The sequence below is a fragment of the Rhizobium sp. BK176 genome, assembly GCF_024808055.1.
In genome coordinates, this window is sequence record NZ_JANUBV010000030.1 from 1 (window position 1) to 24,198 (window position 24,198).

The window sequence follows — 24,198 nt, forward strand, 5'->3', positions numbered from 1 at the left end:
TCGAAAACATCCACCGCCTAACAGAGCCGGATCTCGGTACTGATGCGAGGCCAGCAGTGCAGCAGCCGTCAATGCGCATCGAAAATCGCGCTTACCATTGAAGATCAACTGTCAGATTTGGAAAATAAGTCGTCGGTTAGACGAGCTCTCTCTGCCCTTCGGGAGCTTGAGTTTATTATCCGTGACTTGCATATTGGTAAGACAACAGAACGCGAGTTCGGCGATCAACTTAGGCCCGTCTCAATCCTTCAGAAATACCGTGAAGACGAACGTCTTGATGCACGAGTGCGCGAGCATCAACTCTAAGGCATTCTGGAAAGGTTGGAAGCCAAGCAAAACGTTGCCGATCGGCGTCGTAAACGCATAATGGAGGTGTCAGACGACTCTGATGCTGACCCAGAGCAACCAGCACCGAGGTGGCGTTAAATAATTGATGGTTCCGCCGGACATTCAAAGCGTCGGAGTCTGGGACCATGTGGACCTTGTTAAACAGCCACCTCCCAGAGATGCGATGACCATCGGCCATCCCGGCGCGCCGAATTCTATTCGTCTTGGCGAGCTGGTCCAGTACTTGGGAAAAGCGATTGCCGATGTTCCCCATACCGGGATCGCCCTCTTCCAGTCCGATTTCACGGGCAAACGCTGAGCCGCACTCCGCCATGGTGATCGGCCGCCCAGCCTGACGGAGCGTGCGAAGTGTGAAGCTCCGACGGTCGAAGTCCTTGAAGAGCGCAGAGATTCCGTTGGCACCTTCGCCGCCTCGGCGTCGGACAACACCGAGGGATGCAGCAGCGGCATAGCCTGGCTCATACGTCTGGATGACGACATCAAAGGCAGCTCGCTGCTGTTCGAGCGTGGAGAGCCGCTTCCGTAGATCATCGATCTCAGCGCCGATCTCGGCACTCTTCCGCTTCAACTCGCCTGTAACATCGACCATACGAAACCTTCTCCTTTAGGAGCGCGTCGATCCTAAAGAGTTCAGCGGCGGAGAGTCTGGTGGCAGTTGCTACCTAATTCCGTACATTTACAGTGTGGATAACCTGTGGACAGGCGGTGGACGATGTGTGGAAACGTGGGCTGTCGAGATGGGTAGTTCGTGATGGGGATCTTGCGGAGCACATGCGAATCCGCTGAAATGCGTTTTGTCGGACCACGGCCTCCGCCGCAACGCTGCCGTTTACGACGTAAGGGCGCTCCGACTTGAGTTCGAGTAGCGCCCTTTTATTTCGCTTATTCATCTGTTTCAAGGGGCATTGGCTACCCAGGGCGAGATGTCTGTTCCTAATCCCGCGCGCCTTCTGCAAGGGTTAGCAACCTCTGAGGATCTCGGACCGTCATCTTTTGGCCTCCGCCTTCAACGATCCCCTTCGATCCCCACGCGCTCAGGATTCGGGAGACCTTATGGATCGTCGTGCCGGTCGTTTCGGCAATATCCTGTCGCGAGATGGGAAAGTCGGTGTGAATTCCCGGCCGCTGTCGGATCGCCCGCCGATGAACTGGGCGCCGGTAACTGTCATCATCTTCCTTTTGAAACTGCGGCGGGCACGTCTCGGCACGAGGCCAGACGGACGTTCCTCTCGCCTTGAAGGTCTGCGGCCAATACGGAGCGACCAGTACGACCTGTCTTAAGGGGAGAGCGACAAAAAGTATTACTTTTGTCGCTGTCGTGAACGCGATATCGGGCCCTTATGAGACGCGTACCAAAAGCTTGCCGAAATTGCTGCCCTTGAGCATTCCGATGAAGGCCTCAGGAGCGTTGTCGAGGCCGTCAACCACATCCTCGCGGTACTTTATTTCACCCACGGCGACGAGCGGACCAAGCTCCTGTTGAAACGCTTCATAGTGCGTGGGGACGAACTCGGTGTTGATGAAGCCCCTCAACAGGAGACTACGTCGCAGGATCGCCGACATCGTCGCAGGAAGTCGGTCCTGCTCGCCAACAACAGATCCATTGTACTGGGCGATCAACCCGCAGACGGGCACCCGGGCATAGAGGTTCAGCAGCGGAAATACAGCATCCCAGACGTGGCCGCCGACGTTTTCGAAGTAGACGTCTATGCCATTGGAGCAGTTTGCTGCCAGCTCCGAGGCGAAATCCGGCGAGCGGTGGTCGACCACGGCGTCGAAGCCGAGTTCGGTCTTGACGTAGTCGCATTTATCGCGGCCACCTGCGATACCGACGGCTCGCGCCCCGACACGCATGGCAAGTTGGCCGACAAGCGAGCCCACCGGACCGGAAGCGGCGGCAACCACAACGGTCTCGCCCGATTTGGGCTGGCCGATCACCTTCATCCCGCCATACGCGGTGAAGCCTGGCATACCTAGAACACCAAGCGCTGTGGAGGCCGGTGCTCCGTAGGTGTTTACCCGTTTGACGCGTCTCGCATCGATGACTGCATGGGTACGCCAGCCTGTCATCGCCCGGACAATGTCGCCCTCCCTGAACTCCGCGCTCCTAGACTGCATGACTTCGCAAACGGTCTCGCCTTCCATGACGCCGCCGACGGGCACCGGCTCGGCGTAGGATTTGGCGTCGCTCATGCGACCACGCATATAGGGGTCCAGCGAGAGGTAGAGCACGCGAAGGGAGACCTGGCCGTCGAGCGGTGCTCCAACGTCGATCTCCTCGGTCCGGAAGTTTTCTGGTCCGGGTGTGCCAGTGGGCCGGCTGGCCAAGACGATAGCTGTCGATTTCATGGAGTTGTCCTTTCGATGCAACGTGGCCATGCCGGCCCTTACGAAGTCGCTTATGCTCGAGCTGCGGTGAGGTAGCGCTGTGCGGGTTTGTTCAAGGAAATCTTGGGGATCAGATTCCGCCGCGCGGTGTCGTAGGCGTCCCACTCGGAAACATCCGGCAAGGACGGCAACGTGATCAATTCACCGAGATCGAGGCCGGCAAGGGCCGCATCGACGGCGTCTTCGGCGTGCATGACCGCTCGTTCCGGCAGATGGTCGAGTGATCCTCCGGATGCCTTCCAGAACGCGGTAGCGATTGCCCCCGGAAGCACCGCCTGGAAGCGAAGTCCACTCCCTGAAAGCTCCTTATCCAGGGATTGCGTCAATGCGACCACGAATGCTTTCGACGCTCCGTAAACACCGTTGAACATGCCAGGAGCCAACGCGAGAGCGGACGCGAGATTTATGACTGTGCCGCGCTTGCGTTCGACGAAAGCCGGGACGGCCGCATAGACCAAACGGGTCAAGGCCACGATGTTGATCTCGATCATTCGCTCCATGTCGTCGACGTTCGCTTTCAAAAGCGGTTCGACAGAACCTACGCCCGCATTGTTGACGAGCATGGTGATCGAGGAGTTGTCCTTCAAGACAGCCTCGACACGACGGAGGTCCTCGGGGCTACCCAGGTCGGCCTGAACGGTCGCGACCGATCGACCCGTTGCGTCGACGATTGTCCCGGCGACGGTGGCCAGGGCTTCCTTTCCCCTGGCCACCAGGATGAGGTCGAAGCCTCGCCGAGCGAGCCTGTCGGCGTAGATCGCCCCGAGGCCGGAGGAAGCGCCAGTAATCAGCGCTGTACCGTTTGCGGAAGTCATTGCACGCACTCCTTGCTGGTTCGGCCGCTCGGCCGAGATGTTTCTGTTTGAGTTGCGTTCAAACGAGCTTGATCGTGACGGCGATGTTTCCGCGCGTAGCCCTGGAATAAGGGCAAATCTGATGAGCCTCTTCGATCAGTGATTGGGCGACGTCACGCTCCACGCCGGGGATGCCAACATGCAGGCGAGCGGTCAGCGAATACCCGTCGGTGTCGGACAGATTGAGATCGACTTCTGCGTCAATCGTCACATCGCCACCGAGCGTGATGCGCTTCTTCTGCATGATGAGCCCGATGGCGCTCTCGAAGCAGGCCGACCAGCCTGCCGCGAAGAGCTGTTCCGGGTTGGTCCCTATACGCGCCGTCCCCGGTACCCCCAACCGGACATCGAGACGCCCGTCGGAACTCCGCGCGACGCCATGTTCGCGTCCGCCGGTAACGTGGGTCTTTGCAGTGTAGAGAACTTTGGAATTCGCTTTCTGGTCCATGATGCACTCCTGTTTGCTTTCGTTGCGTATGAGGGGCGAGGTTGGCTTTATTGATCCGGCGTCAGCGACGTCGATGATCGTTTTGGCGAATGCGGATGGCGCTTCCTGAGGCAGGTTATGACCGATGCCTCCACTCCTTCGTCGCGGGGTCGCCGGCCCTTTGGGAGATGGCAGAGGGCGGACGTGCCGCCCTCTGGCGCGTTTGACTATGCGGCCGGTGCCACAGTCGCCATGGCAGCGAAGGCTTTGAGGATTTCCTCCGTCGTCACGATGGCGCTGGCGTAGTTCGGCATGTTGATTTCCAGGGCCGCGTGCATCATTTCGTCGGAGTAGTCGGCGACAGCGTCCTTCACGACGGTGACGTCGTATCCGAGTTCGGCCGCGAAACGGACGGTCGCTTCGATGCAGGTGTGGGCGATGAGCCCGATGACGATCAGCCTGTGGATGCCCCGCCTTTTGAGCTGGTTGTCGAGGTCGGTGTTGGCGAAGCCGCTGGAGCACCAATGCTCTGAAGCCACAACCTCGCCCTTGGCGGGCACGAACTCCGCCCTGAACTCACCGCCCCAGGTCCCGTATTCGAACGACCGCCGGTTCCATGCCATTTTCTGGATGGGGGCAATGTACTTCCAGTTTTCGTAGTCGCCTTCGCGGTACCTGTGGTGCATCGCGAAGAACACCGGGACTTTCACCTGCCGGGCCGCCTTGAGGATTTGCTCCATGTGCGGGACGCAGTTGTTGGCTTCGGCGACATCCTTGATGCGTGGCCAGATTTTGCCGCCCTCGGAGATGAAGTCGTTGTACGGATCAACCACCAGGAGACCAGTGATGCCGTGTTCGTAGGAGAGTTCGGACATTGTTTCCTCCGCTCGCCCTCAGGCGGCCTTCGACGCTTGCTGGCTGCGAAGCGCGTGGCGTTCGATGCTGGCTGCGAACAGCGGCGTCTCGCCCTTGTTGTGGGCGATCGACATCGGCTGGCGCTGTGTGCGGAAGATTTCGAAAGGGATGCCCTGCCGATCGAGGGATGCGAGCATTTCCTGGGTCGCAAAGGACTGCACCCGGTTGGTGAATTCGCAGCGATCCTTGTCGATTGCCTTGACGCTTAGTTCCCAGGTCACGTGAATGGTTACCCGGCCCGTCGGCGTGAACACATCTGAGTCGGAATCAAGGATCAGATGATCCTTTTCGCCGAGCGTTTCGACGTAGTGCTGTACCATCAGGCTGCCGCCGATCGTTTCGACGTTGATCGACATGCGCGTTCCGTCCGGCGCGGTCGTGAAGCCGGCAGCGATATGGGCGGGCGAGCAGCCCTGGTATTCCTTCTCGGGCAGCGTGAAGCACCAGGTTGGAATATCGATCTTCTCGATCGGCGCGTTGATGATCGCGGTGAAGCTGGAATCGACGATCTGGTTGTCTGACATTGTCTTTCTCCTTCATGCATGGGGGTTGGAATGCTGAATTGACTGCGGCGCGGGGGAACGCCGCAGATCTGGTCAGATCGATTTGCGGAGCGGCTTGAAGGCGGCGCGCAGATCGGCCGTGAGAAGCATCGGCTGCTCCCAGGCTGCGAAGTGGCCACCCTTGGGAGGCCGGTTGTAGAAGATGAGCTTCGGGTAGGCCTTCTCGGCCCAGCTCTGGGGGGCCTGGTAAATTTCGTCAGGGAAGGCACTGACCGCCACCGGAAGCTTGATGCCGCGCGGGTCGAAGAAGCCACCAGACGGGAAGTGCGCGTTATCCCAGTAGAGGCGGGCGGAAGAGATCGCCGTGTTGGTCAGCCAGTAGAGCGTGATGTTGTCGAGAACATCGTCCTTGGTCAGCCCTTCTGTTTTACCGTCGAAAACGCGAGCGATCATGTCATAGCTGCGGATGTCATGGTCGAGCATCCATGAGGCAAGCCCGATCGGTGAGTCGACGATGCCGTAAAGCGTCTGCGGCCGGTTATTCATCTCGATGGCGTAGCCAAGACCATTTTTGTAGAAATCGTCGAGCTGATCCCATGCTCGTTTTTCATCAGGCGAAAGGCCGGTGGGCTGGCTGCCGGCGGATAGTGCCTTGGATATGTCGGCGGGAACGGTTGCCGCCATGTTGGTATGGATGCCGAGCAATCCCGGAGGTTCCTGCACAGCCATCAGTTCGGTAATCGCATTGCCCCAGTCGCCGCCCTGCGCGACGTACTTTGCGTAGCCGAGGCGTTGCATCAGCACCGCCCAGGCCTTGGCGATACGTGGTGGATTCCATCCGGGCTCCGTCGGCTTGCCGGAGAAGCCGTAGCCGGGAAGCGATGGGATGACGACATGGAAGGCGTCTTCGGCACTGCCGCCGTGCGCGGTCGGATCGGTCAGGGGCTCGATGATTTTGAGCTGTTCGATGATGGAACCGGGCCATCCATGGGTAACAAGGATCGGCAGGGCGTTCGTGTGCTTGGATTTCACATGGATGAAGTGAATCTCCAACCCGTCGATCTTCGTGGTGAATTGCGGGTAGGAGTTCAGTTTCGTTTCGATTTTGCGCCAGTCGTAGTGCTTGGCCCAGTGGTCGGCGAGCTTCTTGATGGTAGCGAGCTGGACGCCCTGCGAGTGATCCTTGACCGTCTCAGCATCCGGCCAACGCGTGGCGAGGACGCGGCGATGAAGGTCCTTCAGCGTCTCGTCGGAGAAATGTACGTGGAATGGCGTGATTGTGTCGCCGCTTTGAGAGGCCGCGAGCAAATGAGAAGGTAGAAGAGCACCGGTGCTAGCAACTGCGACGCCGAGCGAAGCGGCAGCGAGGAACTTGCGGCGATCCTGATCGACTTCTTCGATAACCTTCGTATGCATGGTCGTCTCCTGTGTGTCCGTTTCGGCTGCACCTTTGTGCTGTCCAAAACCTACGGCAGGAGGCGGGGAAACGCCCGTTATGCGTTATTAGATGTTGTTAGGCCCGAACTCGCAGCGTGCTAACAGTTAGCTGTGTTCGCCGCATACGGTGTCTCGTAGTTTTCTATACCTTCGCGTAGTGGCGGAGCGCGACCCGGTGGACTAATGTCCGCCGGGCGTTGGAGCGTCGGCTTGAGGGATTGGTCATGGCGGCCGCAGTCGGGGATAGCACAGGAGTCCGCTTTGGGCCGTTCAAACTGGCGGTAAACGAGCGGATGCTGACCAGGGAGGGAATCCCGGTGGAACTGGGTGGACGCGCCCTCGAGATTCTCATAGCGCTGGCGACGTCTCCGAACGAAGTCCTCAGCAAGAAGGAGCTGATGGACAGGGTCTGGCCGGATGCCATCGTTGAGGAGGGAAGTCTTCGGTTCCATATGGCCGGCCTGCGCAAGGCGCTTGGAGACGGCCAGGATGGAGCGCGCTACATCGCCACGCTTGCCGGGAGAGGCTACTGTTTTGTCGCTCCCACCGAACGGGCGCTCCCCGACGAAAACGACACCTCCACGCCCAAAGAGTCGTTTCCTCATGCCAACCTTCCTCAGCGGCTCGGCCGCATGGTGGGCCGTGATGTCGACGTCATCAAACTAGGCGCGCAACTGGTGGGCTCACGGCTCGTCACGATTGTTGGCCCGGGAGGTGTCGGAAAAACGACGGTTGCAATTGCCGCTGCGCATCAGGCGGCGGACGCTTTCGCCGGACATGTGCTGTTCGTAGATTTGGGCGTTATTTCCGATCCGAAACTCGCGGCGACGACAATTGCCGCAATGCTCGGACTTCCGGTCCAAGCCGAAGACGCGACACCCGATGTCATCAGGTTTCTCAGAGAAAAACGCCTTCTTCTGATCCTCGATACCTGTGAGCACCTCGTGGAGACGATCGCCACCATTGTGTCGTCCATCCTCGACGCAGCGCCGCACGTTCACATTGTCGCGACGAGTCGGGAAGCATTGCGGATCGACAATGAACGCATCTATCGGCTGGATACGCTGGCTTGTCCGCCCGAAGCCACCGCAGCCATCGCGGAGTATCCGGCGGTCCAGCTATTCGTCGAACGTGCGATAGCGGGCGGTGCCCAACTGAATGGAAACGAGGCGGAAGCGGCGATCGTAGCCGATATTTGCCGGAAGCTTGACGGGGTAGCGCTGGCCATCGAACTGGCCGCCAGACGCGTCGAGACATATGGTCTTGAGCAGACGGCCGCCTTACTCGATCAAAGGCTGACGCACCTTTGGCAGGGATTGCGCACGGCACCGCCTCGCCATCAAACGCTGCAGGCGACGCTCGACTGGAGCTACGGACTTTTGTCCAAACCCGAGCGGGCGGTTCTGCGCAGGCTCGCAGTATTCGTAGGCAATTTCCCGCTCGATGCCGCCCTGGACGTGGTAGCGGACGAAACTCTCGAGCGCGCCTCCGTTTTTGCCGCCATCGACAGTCTGGTGGAAAAGTCGATGGTGGCCGCCCGTCCGATCGGCGCGATGATGCGTTATCGCCTTCTCGATACCACACGCGCCTATGTGATCGAACTCAGCGAGGAAGACGAGCGGGAGGAACTGGCGAGGCGGCATGCCGCCTACTGCCGCCTGTGGTTCGATCAGAACGGCAACGAATGGACATCGCTCTTGACCCCGATGGAGCGCGCGCCACACTTCAACGCTGTCAACAACGTCCGCAGTGCCTTGGAATGGTGCTTCGGAGGAAAAGGCGATGTATCGTTAGGGGTTGGCCTGGTTGCTTCGGTCGCTCCAGTCTTTCGTGCCATGGGCCTGCTTCCCGAATGCCAGCGTTGGACCGAGCGCGCCCTACAGTCGTTGGACGACACGACGCGCGGCAGCGTCGAGGAAATGCAGCTTCAGGCGACGTTCGGCGTCTCGGTTATGTTCATGAGAGGCCACAACGAAGTATCGTCTTCGGCGCTGAAGAGAAGTCTGGAGATCGCCCAAGCGCGAGGCGACCTGTTGAATGCCGCTCGGCTGCACGGCCCGATCTACTTCTTCCACTTGCGGAGCGGGGAGTTCCGCCGGTGTCTGGAATACGCCGAACGTTGCTCCGCAATTGCGAGCCAGTTCGACGATCCGGCAGCAACCATGCTTTCCAAGGCGCTACCCGGTCTCTCCTATTGTCTGGTTGGACGCCTTGAGGAGGCCCACGCGACCTTGGCACCGATTGTCGGACCAGGTTTGCCGGCAGCCAGCAAACAGATGCACTATGGTTTCGATCATTATACGTGGGCGAGGATTGGATGGTCTACGAACCTCTGGCTCCAGGGCAATGTCGATCAGGCGCGCGCGGTGATCCGACAATGCTTCAAGGATGCGGAGACAATGCGTCATCCCGTCTCGTTCGCTATCTCCCTAAGTTCGATCGCCACACTCCTCTGGATCGGTGATCTCGATGTCGCCGAAGAGCATTTGATACCTTTCATCGCCCGTGCGAAGACGCAGGCTTTCGGCCCTTATCTCTCCATAGGACACGCCTATCAGGCTGAGATTGCGATCCGCCGCGGCGACGCCGAGGCTGGGGTCGCGGCGCTACAAGAGCAGCTCGAAATTCTCCATACACAACGCTTCGAACTCTTCACGGTACGGTTCCAATTCGTCATCATTACGGGGTTGGTGGCTCTGGGACGATTTGCTGATGCCTGGTCGCTTTCGAAGGAAAGCGAACAACTGATCGAAGAGAAGGGCTATTACTCCTACCTACCGGAGCTTTTGCGGCTCAGGGGGCAAATCGTTTTCAGGGCACCCGAGTTGAGCAACATGGATACGGAGACCTACCTCGCGAAGTCGTTGGAACTAAGCCGTAGCCAAGGCGCTGGAGCCTGGGAGTTGAGGGCGGCAACTGACATGGCCACGATTTGGCAACAGCAGGGTCGCGCCGCGGAGGCTGAGGGCCTGCTCAGACCAATCTACGAACGTATGAAAGGGGGCAGGGAAGCTCCAGCCCACCGCGCGGCCGCGGCGTTGATCCAAGACCGCTTCTGATCACCTACTCCTTGCACGGAACCGTCGGTGCGACAGCGGTAGCATGGAACGTCAGATAAAGATTAAGGGACTGGTCAGCCTCAGAAGCCAGCGAGTGTTGTCGCCACTGACGACATTGCGACAGCAACTCTTCACCGCACCATCGACGGCGAAGTCAACATCCGGACGTGAAGACTGCTATCGGCACTGTCATTGAGTTTCAGTACTCTGCGATCCGATGGTGTTGGTGGTCGACGGCATGCCTCTCAAACGATACTTGTCGTCGTTCCGTCAGGAATGTCGGGAGAAATGAGAAACTGCCCAACGAAGCAAGAACTGACCCCTCGTGTCAAACGAGGAGAGTTGGATGACGAGCGAGATTTTATTGCATCTCCATTGTCGCGAACGATGCAGGGCGGGGATATGCTTCAGGTTGAGTTGGTGGCAATGTTGCGACTACATGTTCTTGGTTGGGTGCCAAGCGGCTGTCCAAGGAATTTGCGTGCGCGCGCAACACGGTTCGCCGATATTTGCGGGAAGGCGGCGTGTCGCTTTTCAAGAAACCTGTTCGGCGCAGTTCGTTTGACGGGCTGGACGATTGGTTGCGAGAACGCTTTTTCCGTCATGACGGCAATGCGGATGTAATACGCCAGGAGTTGGCGATCGAGCACGGGATTGTCATCGGCCTGCGTTCTGTAGAGCTTCGAGTTCGGCAGTGGCGACGGAAGTTGTAGGCTCAGAAGCGTGCGACAGTTCGGTTCGAAATTCCACCAGGTCGCCAGTTGCAAATCGACTTTGGCCAGACGTGCGTATGGGTCGCCGGTGAGCGGCTTCGGGTGTACGTGTTTGTCGCAGCGTTGTGTTACTCGAGACGCATACATATCCGAGCCTCGTTGCGAGAGGGGCAAACCGACCGGTTCGAAGGACTGGAAGGTGCGTTCCTTCGATTTGGTGGCGTTCCCAACGAGGTGTTGCTGGATAATGCGAAGCCGCTGGTCGAGCACCACGATGCGGTCAGCCGGGAAGTGCGGTTCAATGCGCGATTGCAAACTCCAGACACCTTGAGGACTTCCGAACGGTCCGCCATTACCATTCGGTATCGCCGATACCATCGTTCAAGTGCAATGGCGCCGGGCGACGCGCATACTCCGGCTCGTGCAGCATTCGACTGCCGAACATTGAGCGAGGAGCCGACAGATGAAGATTTTGATGGTTTTTACATCACACGACATTCTAGGAAGCACCGGCCGGAAGACGGGTTTCTGGCTGGAGGAGGGTGCTGCCCCCTACTTTGTATTCCGCGACGCGGGGATCGACCTGACCCTTGTTTCGCCTAAAGGCGGACAGCCTCCCGTCGATCCGAAGAGCGATCTTCCGGAAAACCAGACACCAGCGATGGCGCGATTCAAGAAGGATCCAGCCGCGCAACAGGTTTTCGCGACGACGAAGTTGCTGAAGGACGCGCGTTCCGATGGATTCGACGCCGTATTCTACCCGGGCGGCCACGGTCCAATGTGGGATCTGGCCGAAGATCCTGACTCAATCAAGCTAATCGAGTCCTTCTACGACTCCGGCAAGCCCGTCGCCGCCGTCTGCCACGCACCCGGTGTGCTCCACCATGTTACCTATCGGGGCGAGCCGATCGTGAAGGGAAAGCGCGTTACGGGTTTCACCAACACCGAGGAAGAAGAGGTTCAGCTCACTCACGTCGTGCCTTTCCTCGTAGAGGACGAACTGAGACGTCTGGGCGGAATCTATGAAAAAAAACCCAACTGGGAACCCTTTGCGATCACGGATGGACGTCTGATTACGGGCCAGAACCCTGCGTCATCGACTGCCGGCGCTCAAGCGTTGGTGAAGCTCCTTTCCAGCGGTGTGTCCACAGCGACATGAGCCCGTGGTGACGGATTGTGGTCGCAACATCCGAGCTTGCGGCCATTTAAATTACGTGAACCTGGAGGTTTTCACATAATAGAAGAAATTCAGACACTTATTGCCCCGCACGAGCGAGAAAACCACCATTGCAATTACCAGATAAATTTCACCGCACCGCTCTTCACCGAGGACTCCCGGGAGATGTTGTTGAACGAAGCGGCACACGCCTCTTTCAAGGCATCGACCCTGGCTGCCAAGCCGAGCGGTTGTCTTCTGAGGGATCGCGGGCTCTCTGACTGATGACCTGCAACGGGGCGATGGTTGCTACAGCATGCACGTGTTCGACGTCCTGGACAACGCAAAGGCGAGTGACCTCAAGGGCGGAGCGTTGCGACATAATGCGGACCTTCGATATCGACCGCTCTCTGAGCAAGGAATCCCACTCACTCCGGCTCGGGAGGGCTACATGTGGGGACCGCCAATTCTATTCACGGCTCTTGTCAGCTTGGCGGCGTCGAGTATTGGCGCTGACCTTCCCCCATTTCACACGTCAATCTTCTCGGCGGATTGTCTCGGTTGCCTTGTCGGTGCGATCCGTCACCGCGTTTCGGTCTCGGGAATATGACCGTGATGTCACTATCAGGCTGACCGAGCGGCTGAGTAACGGCAGGACCATTTTTATCGATCATGGAAATCATGACGCGCGGGTCAAGTGTCTGCCCGGGAAGGTTTTCGTGGGTGGCAAGGAGTACCTTCCGCTGCCAAGTCAGGCGACTCTCGACTGGAAAGAGGACCTCGTAGAATCGCTATGCACCCGCCAGGTGTCCTAGTCGGCTAACTCAAACCGACGGACCTTCGCGCCAATTAGCTGTCTTCGTCGCGCCCGGGCCGGTTTTCAGCGGCCCGGGCGCACTATTTACTTGACCTGCGTGACGGTCAGCTTGCCATCAACGCGCTCGGCAACGAACTCGATGTTCTGGCCCGCCTTGAGTTTCTCAAGTATGGCCGCATCCTTGACCCGAAAAACCATTGTCATGGCGGGCATGTCGAGGTTCTTCAGGTCCTCATGCTTTATGGTGATCTTCTGCCCTTTCGCGTCGACTTTGTTGACGACGCCCTTGGTGAACTCCTGCGCGAATGCTCCAGCAGCGGCGCTGACGGAGAGCAGGAAGGCCAAAGCGAGTTTGATTGCGATCTTCATGTTAGTCTCCTTTTTTGGGGGGCGCTTACTTGGCGGCGACGGTGACGTCGCCGTGCATGCCAGCCTCGTAGTGGCCGGGGATGAGGCAGGCAAACTTGAAGTCGCCGCCTGTGGTGAACTTCCAGATGATCTCGCCAGACTCACCCGCCGCCAGGCGAATTGCGTTGGGGTCGGCGTGCTCCATCTCAGGGAACTTCTCCATCACCTTCTTGTGCTCCAGGATTTTACCTTCTTGGTCGAGCACGAACTCGTGGTCGGTTTCCCCAGCATTCTTGATGGAGATTTTCACCGTCTGGTCCTTGCGAACCTTAATGACAGCAGGCTGGAACAGCATCTTGCCGTCTTCGGTCTCTTTCATTGTAAAGCGGATGGTCTGCGTGACCTTCGCCTTATCGCCGGGTTCACCAACCGCCATCTTTTCCCCATGCCCACCAGCGTGGTTGCCGGAGGCCAGTGCGGGGGAGGTGACGGCGGCGAGAGCCAGTGCAAGTGCGTAAATTTTCATGTCAGGTCCTTCGTTGCTGAGGATGTGCGTCAACCGTGTTTCATCGGCTTCGGCGTGATGGTGGTGTTTGCGTCTGTGGCCTCGGGAGCGTCCGGCAGTTCGCCGGTCCACTCCCAGGCTTGGGTCCCGGGCGGGTTTTCGTACCAACCCGGATCGGAGTAATCGTCGGCCGAGATGCCCTCACGGACTTTCACGACCGAGAACATGCCCCCCATCTCGATGGGCCCGTGGGGACCCCAACCGGTCATCATGGGAATGGTGTTCTCGGGGATGGGCATTTCCATTTCGCCCATGTCAGCCATGCCTTTGGTTCCCATCGGCATGTAATCGGGCTGCAGCTTGCGGATTTTTTCGGCTACCTTCGACTTGTCGGCACCAATGAAGGTCGGGATGTCGTGGCCCATTGCGTTCATGGTGTGATGCGACTTGTGGCAATGGATCGCCCAGTCCCCGAGGTACTTGGCATCGAATTCGTAAGCCCGCATCGCCCCGACGGGGATGTCGATGCTGACCTCCGGCCACCGCGCTTCCGGCCGCACCCAGCCTCCATCCGTACAGGTGACCTCAAAGTCATAGCCGTGCATGTGGATCGGGTGGTTGGTCATCGTCAGGTTGCCGACGCGGACACGCACGCGGTCGTTCTTGGAAACGACAAGCGGGCTGATGTCGGGGAAAATGCGACTGTTCCAGCACCACATGTTGAAGTCGGTCATTTCCATGACCTTGGGCACATAGGTGCCGGGATCGATGTCATAGGCGTTGAGCAGGAACACAAAGTCCCGGTCGACCCGCATGAACTTTGGGTCCTTGGGGTGGATGACGAAGAAGCCCATCATGCCCATCGCCATCTGGACCATCTCGTCCGAGTGCGGGTGGTACATGAAGGTGCCGGACTTCACGAGATCGAACTCGTAGACAAATGTCTTGCCGACCGGGATGTGCGGCTGCGTGAGACCGCCAACGCCGTCCATACCCGATGGCAGGATCATGCCGTGCCAGTGGATCGTCGTATGCTCCGGCAGTTTGTTGGTGACGAAGATACGAACACGGTCACCTTCGACGGCCTCGATGGTCGGTCCTGGAGATTGTCCGTTGTAGCCCCAGAGGTAGGCGGTCATGCCATCCGCCATCTCTCGTTCCACCGGCTCGGCGACAAGGTGAAATTCCTTGACGCCATTGTTCATCCGATGGGGAAGTGTCCAGCCGTTGAGGGTGACAACCGGCTGATAGTCAGGGCCCGAGGTCGGGTGCAGTGGAGGCTGCATATCCGCCGACGCCATTGCCGGAGCGTCCGGTAGGCCCATCGCGGACGTCTTGGTCCAGGCTCCGGCTGCCACCAGGGCTGCACCAGCGCCAAAAAGTTGTCGTCTATTGAACATCTGAGTGCCCTTTCTCAATGAGCGCCGCCGCCGCTTTCGGAGGCCGAAGCAACCTCGGTCTCGGCTGCCGCCGCAGACGAGCCGCCGCCATAGACAGCGGGGGCAAGGTTCGCGTCGGCCAGCCAAAAATCTCGCTTGGCGTTGACGGAAAGCAGGATGGAATTGATCTTGTCCCGAGTGTCGGTGAGCAATTCGAAGGTGTTGGTGATCATCCCGTTGTAGGTGAGCAGGGACTCTTCCTCGACCTTGGTACGCAGCGGCACGACGTTGTTGCGGTAGTGCCGGGCGATGTCGTAGTTGGAGCGGTAGGCCTCGTAGGCCGATCTTGCCTCCGAACGGACATTGACGGCCTTCTCCGCCAATTGGTTCGCGGCCCGCATGTAGCCAAGCTCGGCCTTGCGCATCCTTGCCTTGCCGGTGTCGAAGATGGGGATTGAGAACTCCAGCTCGCCAGCGGCAGTGGTTTCCCACTTCTTCTTCCCGTCCTCGACTTCGCGTTCGGCTTCGAAGCCTGCGAGGATTTCCAGGTCCGTGACGTAGCGGGTGGCCTCGGTCAGGCCATAGGATCGCGCGGTGGCCTCCAGCTCCAGGCGGGCGACCTGAAGGTCAATACGATTTCTGAGGGCTTCGGTCTCTATTGCGTCGCGCTTGGCAAGCGACCGTGGCAGTGCCGGGAGACTGTTTGGAACCTGGTAATCGACATCTGTGCCCCATAGGCCCATCAGTCTCGTGAGTTCCTCCTTGGCAAGACGAGCCGTCAGTCGAGCCTTCGCCGTTTCGCCAGCCAGCTCGGCAACGAAGACATGCTCACGGGCTTGGCCGCTTTTGGTCATAGCGCCTGTTTCTCCGAGCTTTTCGGCGAGTTCCGACGCTGCGTCGGCGGCTGCTTGTGCTCGTTGCAGCTGACCGACGTTTTCCCATGCGGCGACGGCGTTGATCCAGGCACGACGGGTTTCCGCTGCGAGCTGCAGGGTCCTAACGGCAGCGTTCAACTGAGCCTGCCTGAAACGGGTGTCGGCGATTTCGATGTCCCGTTTCTTCGTCATCAAGGCGAGAAGGTTTGTGGTGATCGCCCCCTCGATTGTACGAAATGCCTCAAGTTCCGGCGCACCGACCCCCGAGAAGCCTACAGAAACCGTCGGGTTCAGCAGCATCGTCGACTGCCAGGCATCTGCCGCGCTGTCGCCGAGGTCGGCGTAGGCTGCCTGCAGGCCCTTGTTGTTGATGAGCGCGACCTGAACGGCTGTCTCGGCGTCCAGCACCTTGTTCCTGCCAAGGATGGCCCTCACGCGAGAGGACGTTGCCTGTGCCTGCTGTTGGTTTTGCACCCAGACAGTCTGTTTAGACGTGACACCACCGACTTTGGCAGAGACCGTGGAAAAGCCCGCTTCCTTTCCGGCGTATTCGGCACTGCTGACGCAACCGGCCAGAACCAGTGGAATAGCTGTCAGGACTACCGCTCTCCTGATCGCGATCATGATTGGTCTCCGGTCTTCGGAGACAGCTGCTCGTTTTGTTGCCGCCACGGCTTGGGATCGACAGGCTGGCGGGCAACGAAGCCAGAGATTGGCGAACGGTATCGAATAGGACGCACCGAGTACGTCTGCTGGACGTCCGCCGACGCAATAACATCGGGAGGGGTGGATGCGCAGCCGCCAATCAAAAGGGGCAGCCCCACCACAAAAAGGGAAGGTTTCATTTTGAAAAATCCGAATAGCAGAAGTCGACCGGCAGGCGCGGCTGTCGCCACGGCATGCCTTCCGGACCCGTCAGGACGGGCTAATCGCTATTCAGATATTAGGCGGTCGATACAGAGGCGGCAGCTCGCCAACGAGACTTTGATCGTTGACGAACTGCCGGATCGAAGACACGACGGGTCCGCCTACGTCGTGAGCTTCACAAACAATGCCAAAGCCGCCGCAGAAATCCTTGCAGCACTGCTGTTTGGAGAACTGGTCGTGATCGCCCGTGGATGACCCGTGATCATGCTGCTGGGAAACATCTTGAGCCGCCGCCTGATCACCGGACATCGAATGATCGTGACCGGACATGCCGTGATGATCGTGAGACATGGCACTATGGTCGTGCCCGCTCGCGGCAATTGGTGACGGCAATTCGGGGAAAGCCGATCCATGCATGGCGGCATTTGCGTTGGACAAGGTGTATCCTGCCAGCGATACGATGATCACCAGCCGCACGAATATGAGCAGTCTGCTCAGTGCGATTCGATACATTTTGCCCATTCCCAAGAGCTACAGCCAAAGCGGCCTCGCTTCAATTGCGCTCCCGAACGTTTCAAAGATTCGCGACCATTGTGAGGCAGTCATGGGGGCGTGTACGGCTTGCCACCGTTGGAAGGTCAACATCTATTTTGCTGAACCGCCTGCAATTTCGGACGGCAACGAGTTTGAGGGAGGCGACCCCGGCTTTTTGCAAACCACCCCTCCGCTGTGGCCTCCCACTATCCTCCCAGCAGAAGAGGATAGGAAGAGACTAGGACTAACCGCTCCCCTCGCCATCGGACTTGGGTCCAACAATGCGGTTAGCGTCTGACCTGACGGTTCAGGTAACCGGCTCGTCTGTGCGGGGAAGGATTATCCGGTCGATTGTAGCGTCTCGCTTGATCAACGTATGCCAGGCAGCAGCGGTGAAGTGGATCGCGACCATCATCAGGATCACATTCGATCCGATGGCATGAAGCGGGGCGACGGAGAAGGTCAAATAGCTGGCGACGAAACCAAGTGCGGCTTGACCGATGATCGCTGTATAGAAGGCAATGTGGAGGGCTGTCGCGAGCAGGTCGGCGCGTGTTAGCGGCGTTGCTTTTGTAGGCGGCTGCATAATCCTCAGGAGAAGCCGCAGGACCATCAACCCGCCGATGACAAGCCCTGCATAGTTGTGGATCAGATGCTGCAGAACGTCGGTCGCCGACGGCTGCACGCCCATGTGCACCGCATGATGGGTCCGCTCAATACTACCTCCAGTGAGGTACTGTATCGGCAGTAGTCCAGCGATAACCCAGTGCAAGGCGATCTGGTAACCCCTGTAGCCTTTGCGCATTCGATCCCCTCCAATTGCCGTGGAGAGTGCCGTGACTCTGTAAAAATTGGGTATCCACTTCGCGCTCCTTGGTTGCTTTCCAAGCTTCCCAGCCCATATCGCCCTCAGGAACAAAATTCTGCTTTCGCAGTGGAAGCGAAAGGGAAATTCGCAGTGAGCCGTATTCGTAGCAAAATGGCCCATGCCATAATCGCCCTGGCGTTGAGCTTGATGGTGATCGCGGCGATGGCCCCGTCGGTGAACGCTGGTTCGCTGGGCGGGCAGTGCGTGCATGCCTACTCAGGCTCACATGATGAAAAGCCGGATACGATACATGTAGGCGCATGCTGCACTGACATGCATTGCTGTCCGCTTATGCCGATCGTCGTGCTCTCCGGTGCGTCGCTGCGGTTGGGAGGCATCGTTTTCCCGGGACACGCGGCAGCAAGCCCGCTCCTGTTGATCAGGCCAATCGATCCGCCGCCGAGAGACGTCGCGGTCTGACGTTTCGATCAACCCAATCTTTGGAGATTTCCGATGAAAACGAAGTACCTTTTGACGGCTTTCGCCGCGTCTTGCCTGTCATTTGCAGTGCAGCCTTCTATCGCCCAGGAAATGACCCTTCCCGAAAAATGCAAGGGGATGGACATGGCCAACATGGGCACGGCGTCCGGCGGCGGGATGAAGATGGACATGTCTTCTGGCGGTGACGTGAAGATGGATATGCCCATGGATAAAATGGGCGATTACCAGAAGGCCGTGATGGACGGCATGAAGTCGATGCACGACGACATGATGACGGGAATGATGCAGAAAGACCCCGATGTGGCTTTCGTCTGCGGGATGATCGCCCACCACATGGGCGCAATCGCCATGTCCGAGGCCGAACTGAAGTACGGCGATAACAAAGCGGCGAAGGACATGGCGAAGAAGGTCATCGCTGCGCAAAAGAAGGAGATCGCGTACATGACCAAGTGGGTCGAGAAGGAAGCCAAGTAGGAGCCGGTCATGCACCACCAATCGGAACAAATGAAGCGTTGCATCGAGACCTGCCTGGCTTGCTACCAGGAGTGCCTATCGATGGCGATGACCCACTGTTTGGAAATGGGTGGCGAACATACGAAGCCTGACCATTTCCGTCTCATGATGGCTTGCTCGGAAATGTGCCGTACATCGGCGCATTTCATGTTGCTCGGCACACCGCATCATAAGCACACCTGCCGTGAATGCGCGGAAATCTGCCGGGAATGCGCTGCTGACTGCGAGCGCATCGGCGACATGGAAAGCTGCGTTGATGCTTGCCGACGCTGCGCGGACAGCTGTGAGAAGATGGCCGCCTGAGGCCGTCGGGAGGGCCGGGTGACCGGCCTTCCATTCAGGTTCTTTTCGGAGACTGTGGGAAGTGATTGCCCGCCTCCGACGTCATTTTTGATACGCACCACCTGGCGTACGCTTTTGCCGGAACTCCGCCCAGCCAGCTACCCACCGGGCTGAGGGAATGCGAGTATTGAATTTTGACGATTACCGGGTGCCTTCCGAGATCGGCCTGATGACGAAGTCCATAGGAGTCGATGACGAGGAACTTCGGACGGCCGAGCGTTTGCCACGGCTTCCGCCACGGTGGGTGCCATTCGGTGATGATCTCCTAGACGAACAGCTCCATGCCGAGAACCTTGCCGCGCATCTTTACGATGGAGCCGACGACTTGCCCGTTCCCGGCATCGACGTCGTATCGCATGGTGGCACCCAGCATCATTAGCGAGCGCTTCTGCAAATGGGCTTCGACAACGGTTGGGTCGTCAAGGAACGCGAAGACCTGCTGGGGCGGAGCCAGTAGGTCGTTGGTGCTTATCGCAGAGTCCTCGTACGTCATCACGCGCCGTCCTTGTGGTCATGACCTCCATGGCCACCGTGTCCATGGAACAGGTGCATCAGCGGACATGCCAAAAGAAGAAGGTATGGGGCGATGCCAAGCGCGTGCGGCCACTGCTTCCGGAGCATGATGAACACGACGATAATGCCAAGTGATGCCGCAATCAAAATCAAGGTGTGCGAATAGGGAGCTGCCGACGACGCTCACGGACGACAGGGCCATGGCGGCTGCGGCAATGATGGGGGAAAGGAGGACTGCGAAGACGGGGTAGAGAACCCCCGCCGCTATTGGCACGCCAGCGGCGTTGTAAATGAAGGCGAAGAACAGGTTCTGACTGATGTTGCGCATCGTCGCCCGGCTAAGCTGCCTTGCCCTGACAATGCCTTGTAGATCGCCCGTCAGCAGGGTTACCCTCGCACTCTCGATGGCGACGCGGGTGGCCGCCAGCCGGGGCGAACGACGCCGAGGCGGCCATCGCGCTCGCCCGCCGCGCAATCGTTGCCGGCGACGAGGATGCAATGTCGCTGGCGAGGGCCGGCTTTGTGCTTGCGATGGTGGCACGCGACTATGATGTCGGTCTTCACGCAGTGCGCCGCGCCCTCGACCTCAATACCGGCGCGGGATACGTGGTTTTCACCGCCGCCGCAGCGCTGGTTTTCGGCGGAGACCCGAGCGAAGCATTTGGACTTGCCGAGCACGCCATGGCGTTGAGCCCGCTGGATTCCGGCCGTTTCATGTTTTTGACGATCGCCGCACTTGCCGCCCTCTTCAGCGGCCGCCTCGAGCAAGCCATTGGTCACAACTAACGCCCACCTCGACCGCATCGAGGAGGCTCAAGACGCGCTTTCCAAGCTTCACTCCCTGTCTCCCGGATTGACTCACGACGCTCCGACGCCTACCGCTCAGGAACCCGGTCTCAATGGACCTAATTCTGAACGGATTTCGGAAGGCGGGCCTGTCGGATTGAAGGCAGCAGCCTAGTTGCGCTTGCTCAATTCTGTTAGCGTTACGCACACAGTCGAGGAGAATCCATGTCCAGCGCGTCGCAGCAGATCATGAGGCTCGGATTCGGGTTCGCTGTGTCACAGGCACTGCGGGTCATTATCGAACTCGGCGTCCCCGATCTTTTGGCCGACGGCGAGCGGTCGGTGGATGAACTAGCGGCCGCCACTCAGTCAGACGCTGACCCGCTTTATCGTGTAATGCGACTTCTCGCGCCTGAAGGGGTTTTCAGGGAAGTAGCGCCCCGACATTTCGAGTTGACGGAGGTCGGTGCCGTGCTGCGCTCCGATCGGCCGAGTCCGCGTGACTTCGTCAGTATGATCAATAGCGAGGCATATCTTGCCTTCGAGCAACTCCTGTATTCTGTCCGTACAGGAAAGCCAGCCTTCGACAAGGTGTTCGGGAGCCCAAGGTTTGACTGGCTGTCGAAACACCCCGAGCAGGCTGCCTTGTTTCAGCGTGCTATGGTCGCTGTGAGCCAAGGCAGCAACGAGGCCGTTGCCGAAGCTTATGACTTCACCCCGTACACGAGGATCATTGACGTAGGGGGCGGACATGGTCAGCTTCTCTCGGCGATCCTAGCCCGCAACCCCCATCTGCGCGGCGTGCTTTTCGATCTGCCTTCGGGCGTCGCGGCGGCACATGACGGTACCGGAGGCGACCTGCCGCGCACCGAATTTATCGCTGGTGATTTCTTTGACGGCCTTCCCAGCGGTGACGTCTACGTCCTCAAGAAGGTCATTCACGATTGGGACGATGGGCGTGCTATGGCGATCCTGCGAAATTGCCGAAAGGCGATGCTACCGAACGCGAAGGTGCTTGTGGCAGAGACGCTGATCCCGCCTGGTGACGAACCGAACCACATTAAAGGTATCGACGTGGTCATGCTCGCCGTCACCGGCGGCTTGGAGAGGACGGAGGCACAGTATGCAAGCTTGTTCAACGCCGCCGGGCTACGGCTTGAACGGGTGATTGAGACCTCAGGACCCATTTCCATTATCGAGGGGTCTCCCGTCCACGCGTAAGGGTCTCATCGTGTGATTTAGTTTCGCCTTAGCCTAAGATGCTCGAGGAAGAAACGAACCATCTCTGCTGAGGCATCCGGTCCATAGGAGTCGGTGTAGGAGCCGCTGCCATGGCCGCCCGACCAGGCATGTCCGGCACCTTCGACGAGCCAGTGTTCCACCGTCGATACCCCATTTGGGTCGGCAACAATTGTTCTCGTATAGGTCCGCCCGCCTGCGGAACGGCCCGTTTGCGTTTGGGTTGTCGAGCCTGCCGGAGTGGCTGCCGTCACGATCCGTTTGGCGTTGGAAGGATGAACCGTCCGGTCAGCACTTCCCTGGAAGACTATGGTGCGAACCAGCTCCATCGGGCGAGCACTGCGCTCGGGCCGGGATATAAAACCTGCATCCCCGCGCATGACGGAAAATGCCGACATGACGTCGTTTGCCGATCCATAGGGCAGTCCAGAGTGGATGCCCACTGCGGCATAGAGATCGGGATAGGTCTCGCCCATGACGGCCGCCATCGCGCCGCCCGCTGAAAGGCCGGCGACGAAAACCCGGCCGCGATCGAGGTTGAATTCAGACATGAGCTCCGCGGTGATCCCCGCAATGATCGCAGGTTCTCCAGCCCCGCGCATCTGATCCGTCGGCCGGAACCAGTTCCAGCAGGACGAGGCGTTGTGCGCCCCGGTCTGGCCGGGATAGGCGACGAGCAGGCCGTGTGCCTCGGCAATATCATTCATGCGCGTGCCAACGGCAAACCCATCTGGGTCTTGCTTGCAACCGTGAAGCATCACGACAAGCCCGCGCGGCTGGTCATGCGCGGATGCCGGTATGTAGAGCTTGTACTCTCGTCGGCCGGCCGCGCCGGTAAAGGATCGGATGAGAAATTGTGCCCCGTCTGCAACCGCAGGATAGGGGCCATGTTTGGCCATGTCTGGCGGAGTTGAACCCGACATCGATCCGAACGCGCTGCTCGCCGACCGTCCTTCACGCAGGATGCGTAGAACCTCTCCGAGGGGCTTTCGCAACCTTTGCGAGGTTGCAGCCCCGCTCAGCCCTTTCGTCGGCTCGATGACCTCTGCGGCGGGATCGATCGGAAAAGGTTTTGACCGGCCTTTTGATGGAGCAGGGGTAATGTCCGGGTCTGCTGTCCCGTGAGTGCCGAACGCTGGAGGGCCCGCAAGTGCAACTTGGATCACGCGTGTCGCCTCGGCGAGGTTGAAGGCGCGTGTGGATAGTGTTGCCCGGCGCATGGATGCTAGGAAATCCTCGTTCATGGACATGTCCTTGCTGGTGTTGCCGTTGCCCTAGCGAATACGCTCGGCCAAGGCTGATTTCAGTTCTGCACTGGCGTGAAGTGCGCCCAGCACGGTGATGGATTCGATGGTTGCAAGGGCAAGCTCGGGGGAGACATCGGCTGCGATGCGGGCAAGTCCGACTATCTTGATATCGAGGCGTTCTCCGGCAGCCCTCACCGCTTCCAGATCGGCACTGGTATAGTCGCGAAGTCCCAGTTCGAGAGTGTGCCGGACGATCGATTGAGTGACCGCCTCACGCTCGATGGCAAGCTGGTTTCGGATTGCCGTGCGGATGAAATCCGTGCGATTGGAATAAAAGCCTTCCTGCACGAGAAGATCGACACGACCGAGATCGACATAGCCTAGATTAATCGTGATTTTTTCAGAGTCACCGCCCTTGTCGCGGAGCTTGTGAACATTGTCCTTCATAACGTATCTCCATCCACATAGATGTTATATGGATGGTATATGGATGCTTTTCAAGTGCGACCGCACAGAGCGGTAATTCGAAGGCGGTTTCCATGGGATCGCGCCGGCTATCGTCGAGCGTTGGCGGGGAGAGAGGCGCCCCCCTTGTTCCTGGATTTCGGTGACGCTGAATTTGCGCTCCCTTGGCTGCCCGCAAAGGAACTCCTCTGGCCGCTGAATTACCTTCCACCGGAGCGAGTGATCGTGACGCCCGTTTTCCGGCAGAGTGTGATTGACCATCTGCTATCAGGAACGCCGATTGAGGGGTTTGCCAGGCCGATGCCGGTTCCACCGCCTAAAAACCACCATTGCCCGGGTTTCAGGCCCATCTTATGAGTGCGCGCGGGCGGCGGCCAAGGTTCGCACGCAGCTGTTAGCGGTAGAACTCGGCGACTATCGGCAGCCTCCTGTTCGTCAGCTACAGCAGATCGGCCCTCCTGATCCATCCTCGTTTCGACTCCGGATCGAGGGCCACGGTCAGAGCGGTAGGGCGCACTCTGAGCCCGGAAATACAAACCTTGGTATACCTGCTACATTGAGGACAACTATGATAACCTTGAGGCGTGAAGGACCGCCGCCCAAGGACACCCTTCTGCGGCCCGCTAATGCCCCGATCTCAGCATTTCCCTGCGATCAAA

The 24,198-nt window shown here is 58.9% G+C and carries 26 protein-coding genes and 3 pseudogenes; 9 read left to right on the forward strand and 20 right to left on the reverse strand.

All coding sequences use genetic code 11. From position 1 onward, the window contains the following. Nucleotides 1–229: 229 nt before the first annotated feature. On the reverse strand, nucleotides 230–937 hold the full coding sequence (locus FHT76_RS37305; protein WP_259186574.1) for a hypothetical protein: 708 nt from the start codon (nucleotides 935–937) through the stop codon (nucleotides 230–232). Nucleotides 938–1,281: 344 nt separating this feature from the next. After that, nucleotides 1,282–1,479, reverse strand: a pseudogene (locus FHT76_RS37310) (helix-turn-helix domain-containing protein); the annotation flags it as partial. Here FHT76_RS37310 and FHT76_RS37315 point away from each other — a divergent pair. Next, the gene (locus FHT76_RS37315) at nucleotides 1,402–1,629 is read left to right on the forward strand and encodes a hypothetical protein (RefSeq protein ID WP_259186575.1); all 228 of its coding nucleotides are present in this window, start codon (nucleotides 1,402–1,404) and stop codon (nucleotides 1,627–1,629) included. The pseudogene FHT76_RS37310 and the gene FHT76_RS37315 sit on opposite strands and share 78 nt — an antisense overlap. 57 nt (nucleotides 1,630–1,686) lie before the next feature. On the opposite strand, the gene FHT76_RS37320 is transcribed toward FHT76_RS37315, so the two are convergent. The 6 genes from FHT76_RS37320 to FHT76_RS37345 form a co-directional block, all read right to left on the reverse strand. Beyond that, complete coding sequence (locus FHT76_RS37320) at nucleotides 1,687–2,697, reverse strand: NADP-dependent oxidoreductase (RefSeq protein WP_183864858.1); 1,011 nt, start codon at nucleotides 2,695–2,697, stop codon at nucleotides 1,687–1,689. Nucleotides 2,698–2,747: 50 nt separating this feature from the next. Beyond that, on the reverse strand, nucleotides 2,748–3,551 hold the full coding sequence (locus FHT76_RS37325) for an SDR family oxidoreductase (RefSeq protein ID WP_183864859.1): 804 nt from the start codon (nucleotides 3,549–3,551) through the stop codon (nucleotides 2,748–2,750). 58 nt (nucleotides 3,552–3,609) lie between these two features. Beyond that, nucleotides 3,610–4,038 carry an organic hydroperoxide resistance protein gene (locus tag FHT76_RS37330; protein WP_259186577.1) on the reverse strand — a complete coding sequence of 143 codons (429 nt, stop codon included), beginning with the start codon at nucleotides 4,036–4,038 and terminating at the stop codon, nucleotides 3,610–3,612. Nucleotides 4,039–4,244: 206 nt separating this feature from the next. Continuing rightward, a complete protein-coding gene (locus tag FHT76_RS37335; protein WP_183758233.1) occupies nucleotides 4,245–4,892 on the reverse strand; it encodes an isochorismatase family cysteine hydrolase in 648 nt (215 codons plus the stop codon). A gap of 18 nt (nucleotides 4,893–4,910) precedes the next feature. Continuing rightward, complete coding sequence (locus FHT76_RS37340; RefSeq protein ID WP_183864860.1) at nucleotides 4,911–5,456, reverse strand: hypothetical protein; 546 nt, start codon at nucleotides 5,454–5,456, stop codon at nucleotides 4,911–4,913. Nucleotides 5,457–5,528: 72 nt separating this feature from the next. Next, a complete protein-coding gene (locus FHT76_RS37345; RefSeq protein WP_259186581.1) occupies nucleotides 5,529–6,851 on the reverse strand; it encodes an epoxide hydrolase family protein in 1,323 nt (440 codons plus the stop codon). A gap of 245 nt (nucleotides 6,852–7,096) precedes the next feature. Here FHT76_RS37345 and FHT76_RS37350 point away from each other — a divergent pair, with 245 nt between their 5' ends. The 3 genes and pseudogenes from FHT76_RS37350 to FHT76_RS37360 all read left to right on the forward strand — a co-directional run bounded on the left by FHT76_RS37350 (nucleotide 7,097) and on the right by FHT76_RS37360 (nucleotide 11,803). Then, nucleotides 7,097–9,931 carry a helix-turn-helix transcriptional regulator gene (locus tag FHT76_RS37350; RefSeq protein WP_259186583.1) on the forward strand — a complete coding sequence of 945 codons (2,835 nt, stop codon included), beginning with the start codon at nucleotides 7,097–7,099 and terminating at the stop codon, nucleotides 9,929–9,931. 346 nt (nucleotides 9,932–10,277) lie between these two features. Beyond that, nucleotides 10,278–10,956, forward strand: a pseudogene (locus tag FHT76_RS37355) (IS21 family transposase); the annotation flags it as partial. Between the two features lie 151 nt (nucleotides 10,957–11,107). Then, on the forward strand, nucleotides 11,108–11,803 hold the full coding sequence (locus FHT76_RS37360) for a type 1 glutamine amidotransferase domain-containing protein (protein WP_183864863.1): 696 nt from the start codon (nucleotides 11,108–11,110) through the stop codon (nucleotides 11,801–11,803). 898 nt (nucleotides 11,804–12,701) lie between these two features. On the opposite strand, the gene FHT76_RS37365 is transcribed toward FHT76_RS37360, so the two are convergent. The 7 genes from FHT76_RS37365 to FHT76_RS37395 all read right to left on the reverse strand — a co-directional run bounded on the left by FHT76_RS37365 (nucleotide 12,702) and on the right by FHT76_RS37395 (nucleotide 17,930). Beyond that, nucleotides 12,702–12,986, reverse strand: coding sequence for a copper-binding protein (locus FHT76_RS37365; RefSeq protein ID WP_183758242.1), 285 nt, complete (start codon nucleotides 12,984–12,986; stop codon nucleotides 12,702–12,704). 25 nt (nucleotides 12,987–13,011) lie between these two features. After that, nucleotides 13,012–13,491: a plastocyanin/azurin family copper-binding protein gene (locus FHT76_RS37370; RefSeq protein WP_183864864.1), complete on the reverse strand. Its 480-nt coding sequence runs from the start codon at nucleotides 13,489–13,491 to the stop codon at nucleotides 13,012–13,014. 29 nt (nucleotides 13,492–13,520) lie between these two features. Beyond that, nucleotides 13,521–14,870 carry a multicopper oxidase family protein gene (locus FHT76_RS37375; protein WP_183864865.1) on the reverse strand — a complete coding sequence of 450 codons (1,350 nt, stop codon included), beginning with the start codon at nucleotides 14,868–14,870 and terminating at the stop codon, nucleotides 13,521–13,523. Between the two features lie 14 nt (nucleotides 14,871–14,884). Beyond that, nucleotides 14,885–16,348 (reverse strand): TolC family protein, encoded by a 1,464-nt coding sequence (locus tag FHT76_RS37380; protein ID WP_183864866.1) that lies wholly within the window; start codon nucleotides 16,346–16,348, stop codon nucleotides 14,885–14,887. Next, nucleotides 16,345–16,569, reverse strand: a complete 225-nt coding sequence (locus FHT76_RS37385; protein ID WP_246712828.1) for a hypothetical protein — start codon at nucleotides 16,567–16,569, stop codon at nucleotides 16,345–16,347. The genes FHT76_RS37380 and FHT76_RS37385 overlap by 4 nt, the downstream gene beginning before the upstream one ends. 91 nt (nucleotides 16,570–16,660) lie before the next feature. Beyond that, nucleotides 16,661–17,113 carry a hypothetical protein gene (locus FHT76_RS37390; protein ID WP_183864867.1) on the reverse strand — a complete coding sequence of 151 codons (453 nt, stop codon included), beginning with the start codon at nucleotides 17,111–17,113 and terminating at the stop codon, nucleotides 16,661–16,663. 319 nt (nucleotides 17,114–17,432) lie between these two features. Next, complete coding sequence (locus FHT76_RS37395) at nucleotides 17,433–17,930, reverse strand: cytochrome b (RefSeq protein ID WP_183864868.1); 498 nt, start codon at nucleotides 17,928–17,930, stop codon at nucleotides 17,433–17,435. A gap of 153 nt (nucleotides 17,931–18,083) precedes the next feature. Here FHT76_RS37395 and FHT76_RS37400 point away from each other — a divergent pair, with 153 nt between their 5' ends. From FHT76_RS37400 to FHT76_RS37410, 3 genes are read left to right on the forward strand one after another with little or no spacing between them, the layout of a single operon-like run. Then, on the forward strand, nucleotides 18,084–18,413 hold the full coding sequence (locus tag FHT76_RS37400; RefSeq protein WP_183864869.1) for a hypothetical protein: 330 nt from the start codon (nucleotides 18,084–18,086) through the stop codon (nucleotides 18,411–18,413). Nucleotides 18,414–18,446: 33 nt separating this feature from the next. Continuing rightward, nucleotides 18,447–18,908 carry a DUF305 domain-containing protein gene (locus tag FHT76_RS37405; RefSeq protein ID WP_246712823.1) on the forward strand — a complete coding sequence of 154 codons (462 nt, stop codon included), beginning with the start codon at nucleotides 18,447–18,449 and terminating at the stop codon, nucleotides 18,906–18,908. A 9-nt stretch (nucleotides 18,909–18,917) separates the two neighbouring features. Further along, entirely contained in the window at nucleotides 18,918–19,250 is a 333-nt protein-coding gene (locus tag FHT76_RS37410) for a four-helix bundle copper-binding protein (RefSeq protein ID WP_183864870.1), read from the forward strand. Between the two features lie 304 nt (nucleotides 19,251–19,554). Here FHT76_RS37410 and FHT76_RS37415 read toward each other — a convergent pair whose 3' ends face one another. The 3 genes and pseudogenes from FHT76_RS37415 to FHT76_RS37425 form a co-directional block, all read right to left on the reverse strand. After that, nucleotides 19,555–19,782, reverse strand: a complete 228-nt coding sequence (locus FHT76_RS37415; RefSeq protein WP_183864871.1) for a hypothetical protein — start codon at nucleotides 19,780–19,782, stop codon at nucleotides 19,555–19,557. Continuing rightward, nucleotides 19,782–19,949 (reverse strand): DUF2933 domain-containing protein, encoded by a 168-nt coding sequence (locus tag FHT76_RS37420; protein WP_348649652.1) that lies wholly within the window; start codon nucleotides 19,947–19,949, stop codon nucleotides 19,782–19,784. Before FHT76_RS37420 ends, FHT76_RS37415 begins: the two co-directional genes overlap by 1 nt. A gap of 16 nt (nucleotides 19,950–19,965) precedes the next feature. Beyond that, a pseudogene (locus FHT76_RS37425) lies at nucleotides 19,966–20,220 on the reverse strand (haloacid dehalogenase); the annotation flags it as partial. A gap of 80 nt (nucleotides 20,221–20,300) precedes the next feature. Between FHT76_RS37425 and FHT76_RS37430 the strand changes: the two are divergent. Together FHT76_RS37430 and FHT76_RS37435 are read left to right on the forward strand one after the other, a co-directional pair. Beyond that, on the forward strand, nucleotides 20,301–20,588 hold the full coding sequence (locus tag FHT76_RS37430; protein WP_183864873.1) for a hypothetical protein: 288 nt from the start codon (nucleotides 20,301–20,303) through the stop codon (nucleotides 20,586–20,588). Between the two features lie 225 nt (nucleotides 20,589–20,813). Continuing rightward, nucleotides 20,814–21,809, forward strand: a complete 996-nt coding sequence (locus tag FHT76_RS37435) for a methyltransferase (protein WP_183864874.1) — start codon at nucleotides 20,814–20,816, stop codon at nucleotides 21,807–21,809. A 17-nt stretch (nucleotides 21,810–21,826) separates the two neighbouring features. Here the strand turns inward: FHT76_RS37435 and FHT76_RS37440 are convergent, their stop codons facing one another. Continuing rightward, complete coding sequence (locus FHT76_RS37440) at nucleotides 21,827–23,071, reverse strand: PHB depolymerase family esterase (protein WP_183864875.1); 1,245 nt, start codon at nucleotides 23,069–23,071, stop codon at nucleotides 21,827–21,829. A gap of 30 nt (nucleotides 23,072–23,101) precedes the next feature. Then, nucleotides 23,102–23,521 carry a CopG family transcriptional regulator gene (locus FHT76_RS37445; RefSeq protein WP_183864876.1) on the reverse strand — a complete coding sequence of 140 codons (420 nt, stop codon included), beginning with the start codon at nucleotides 23,519–23,521 and terminating at the stop codon, nucleotides 23,102–23,104. Nucleotides 23,522–24,198 lie beyond the last annotated feature (677 nt).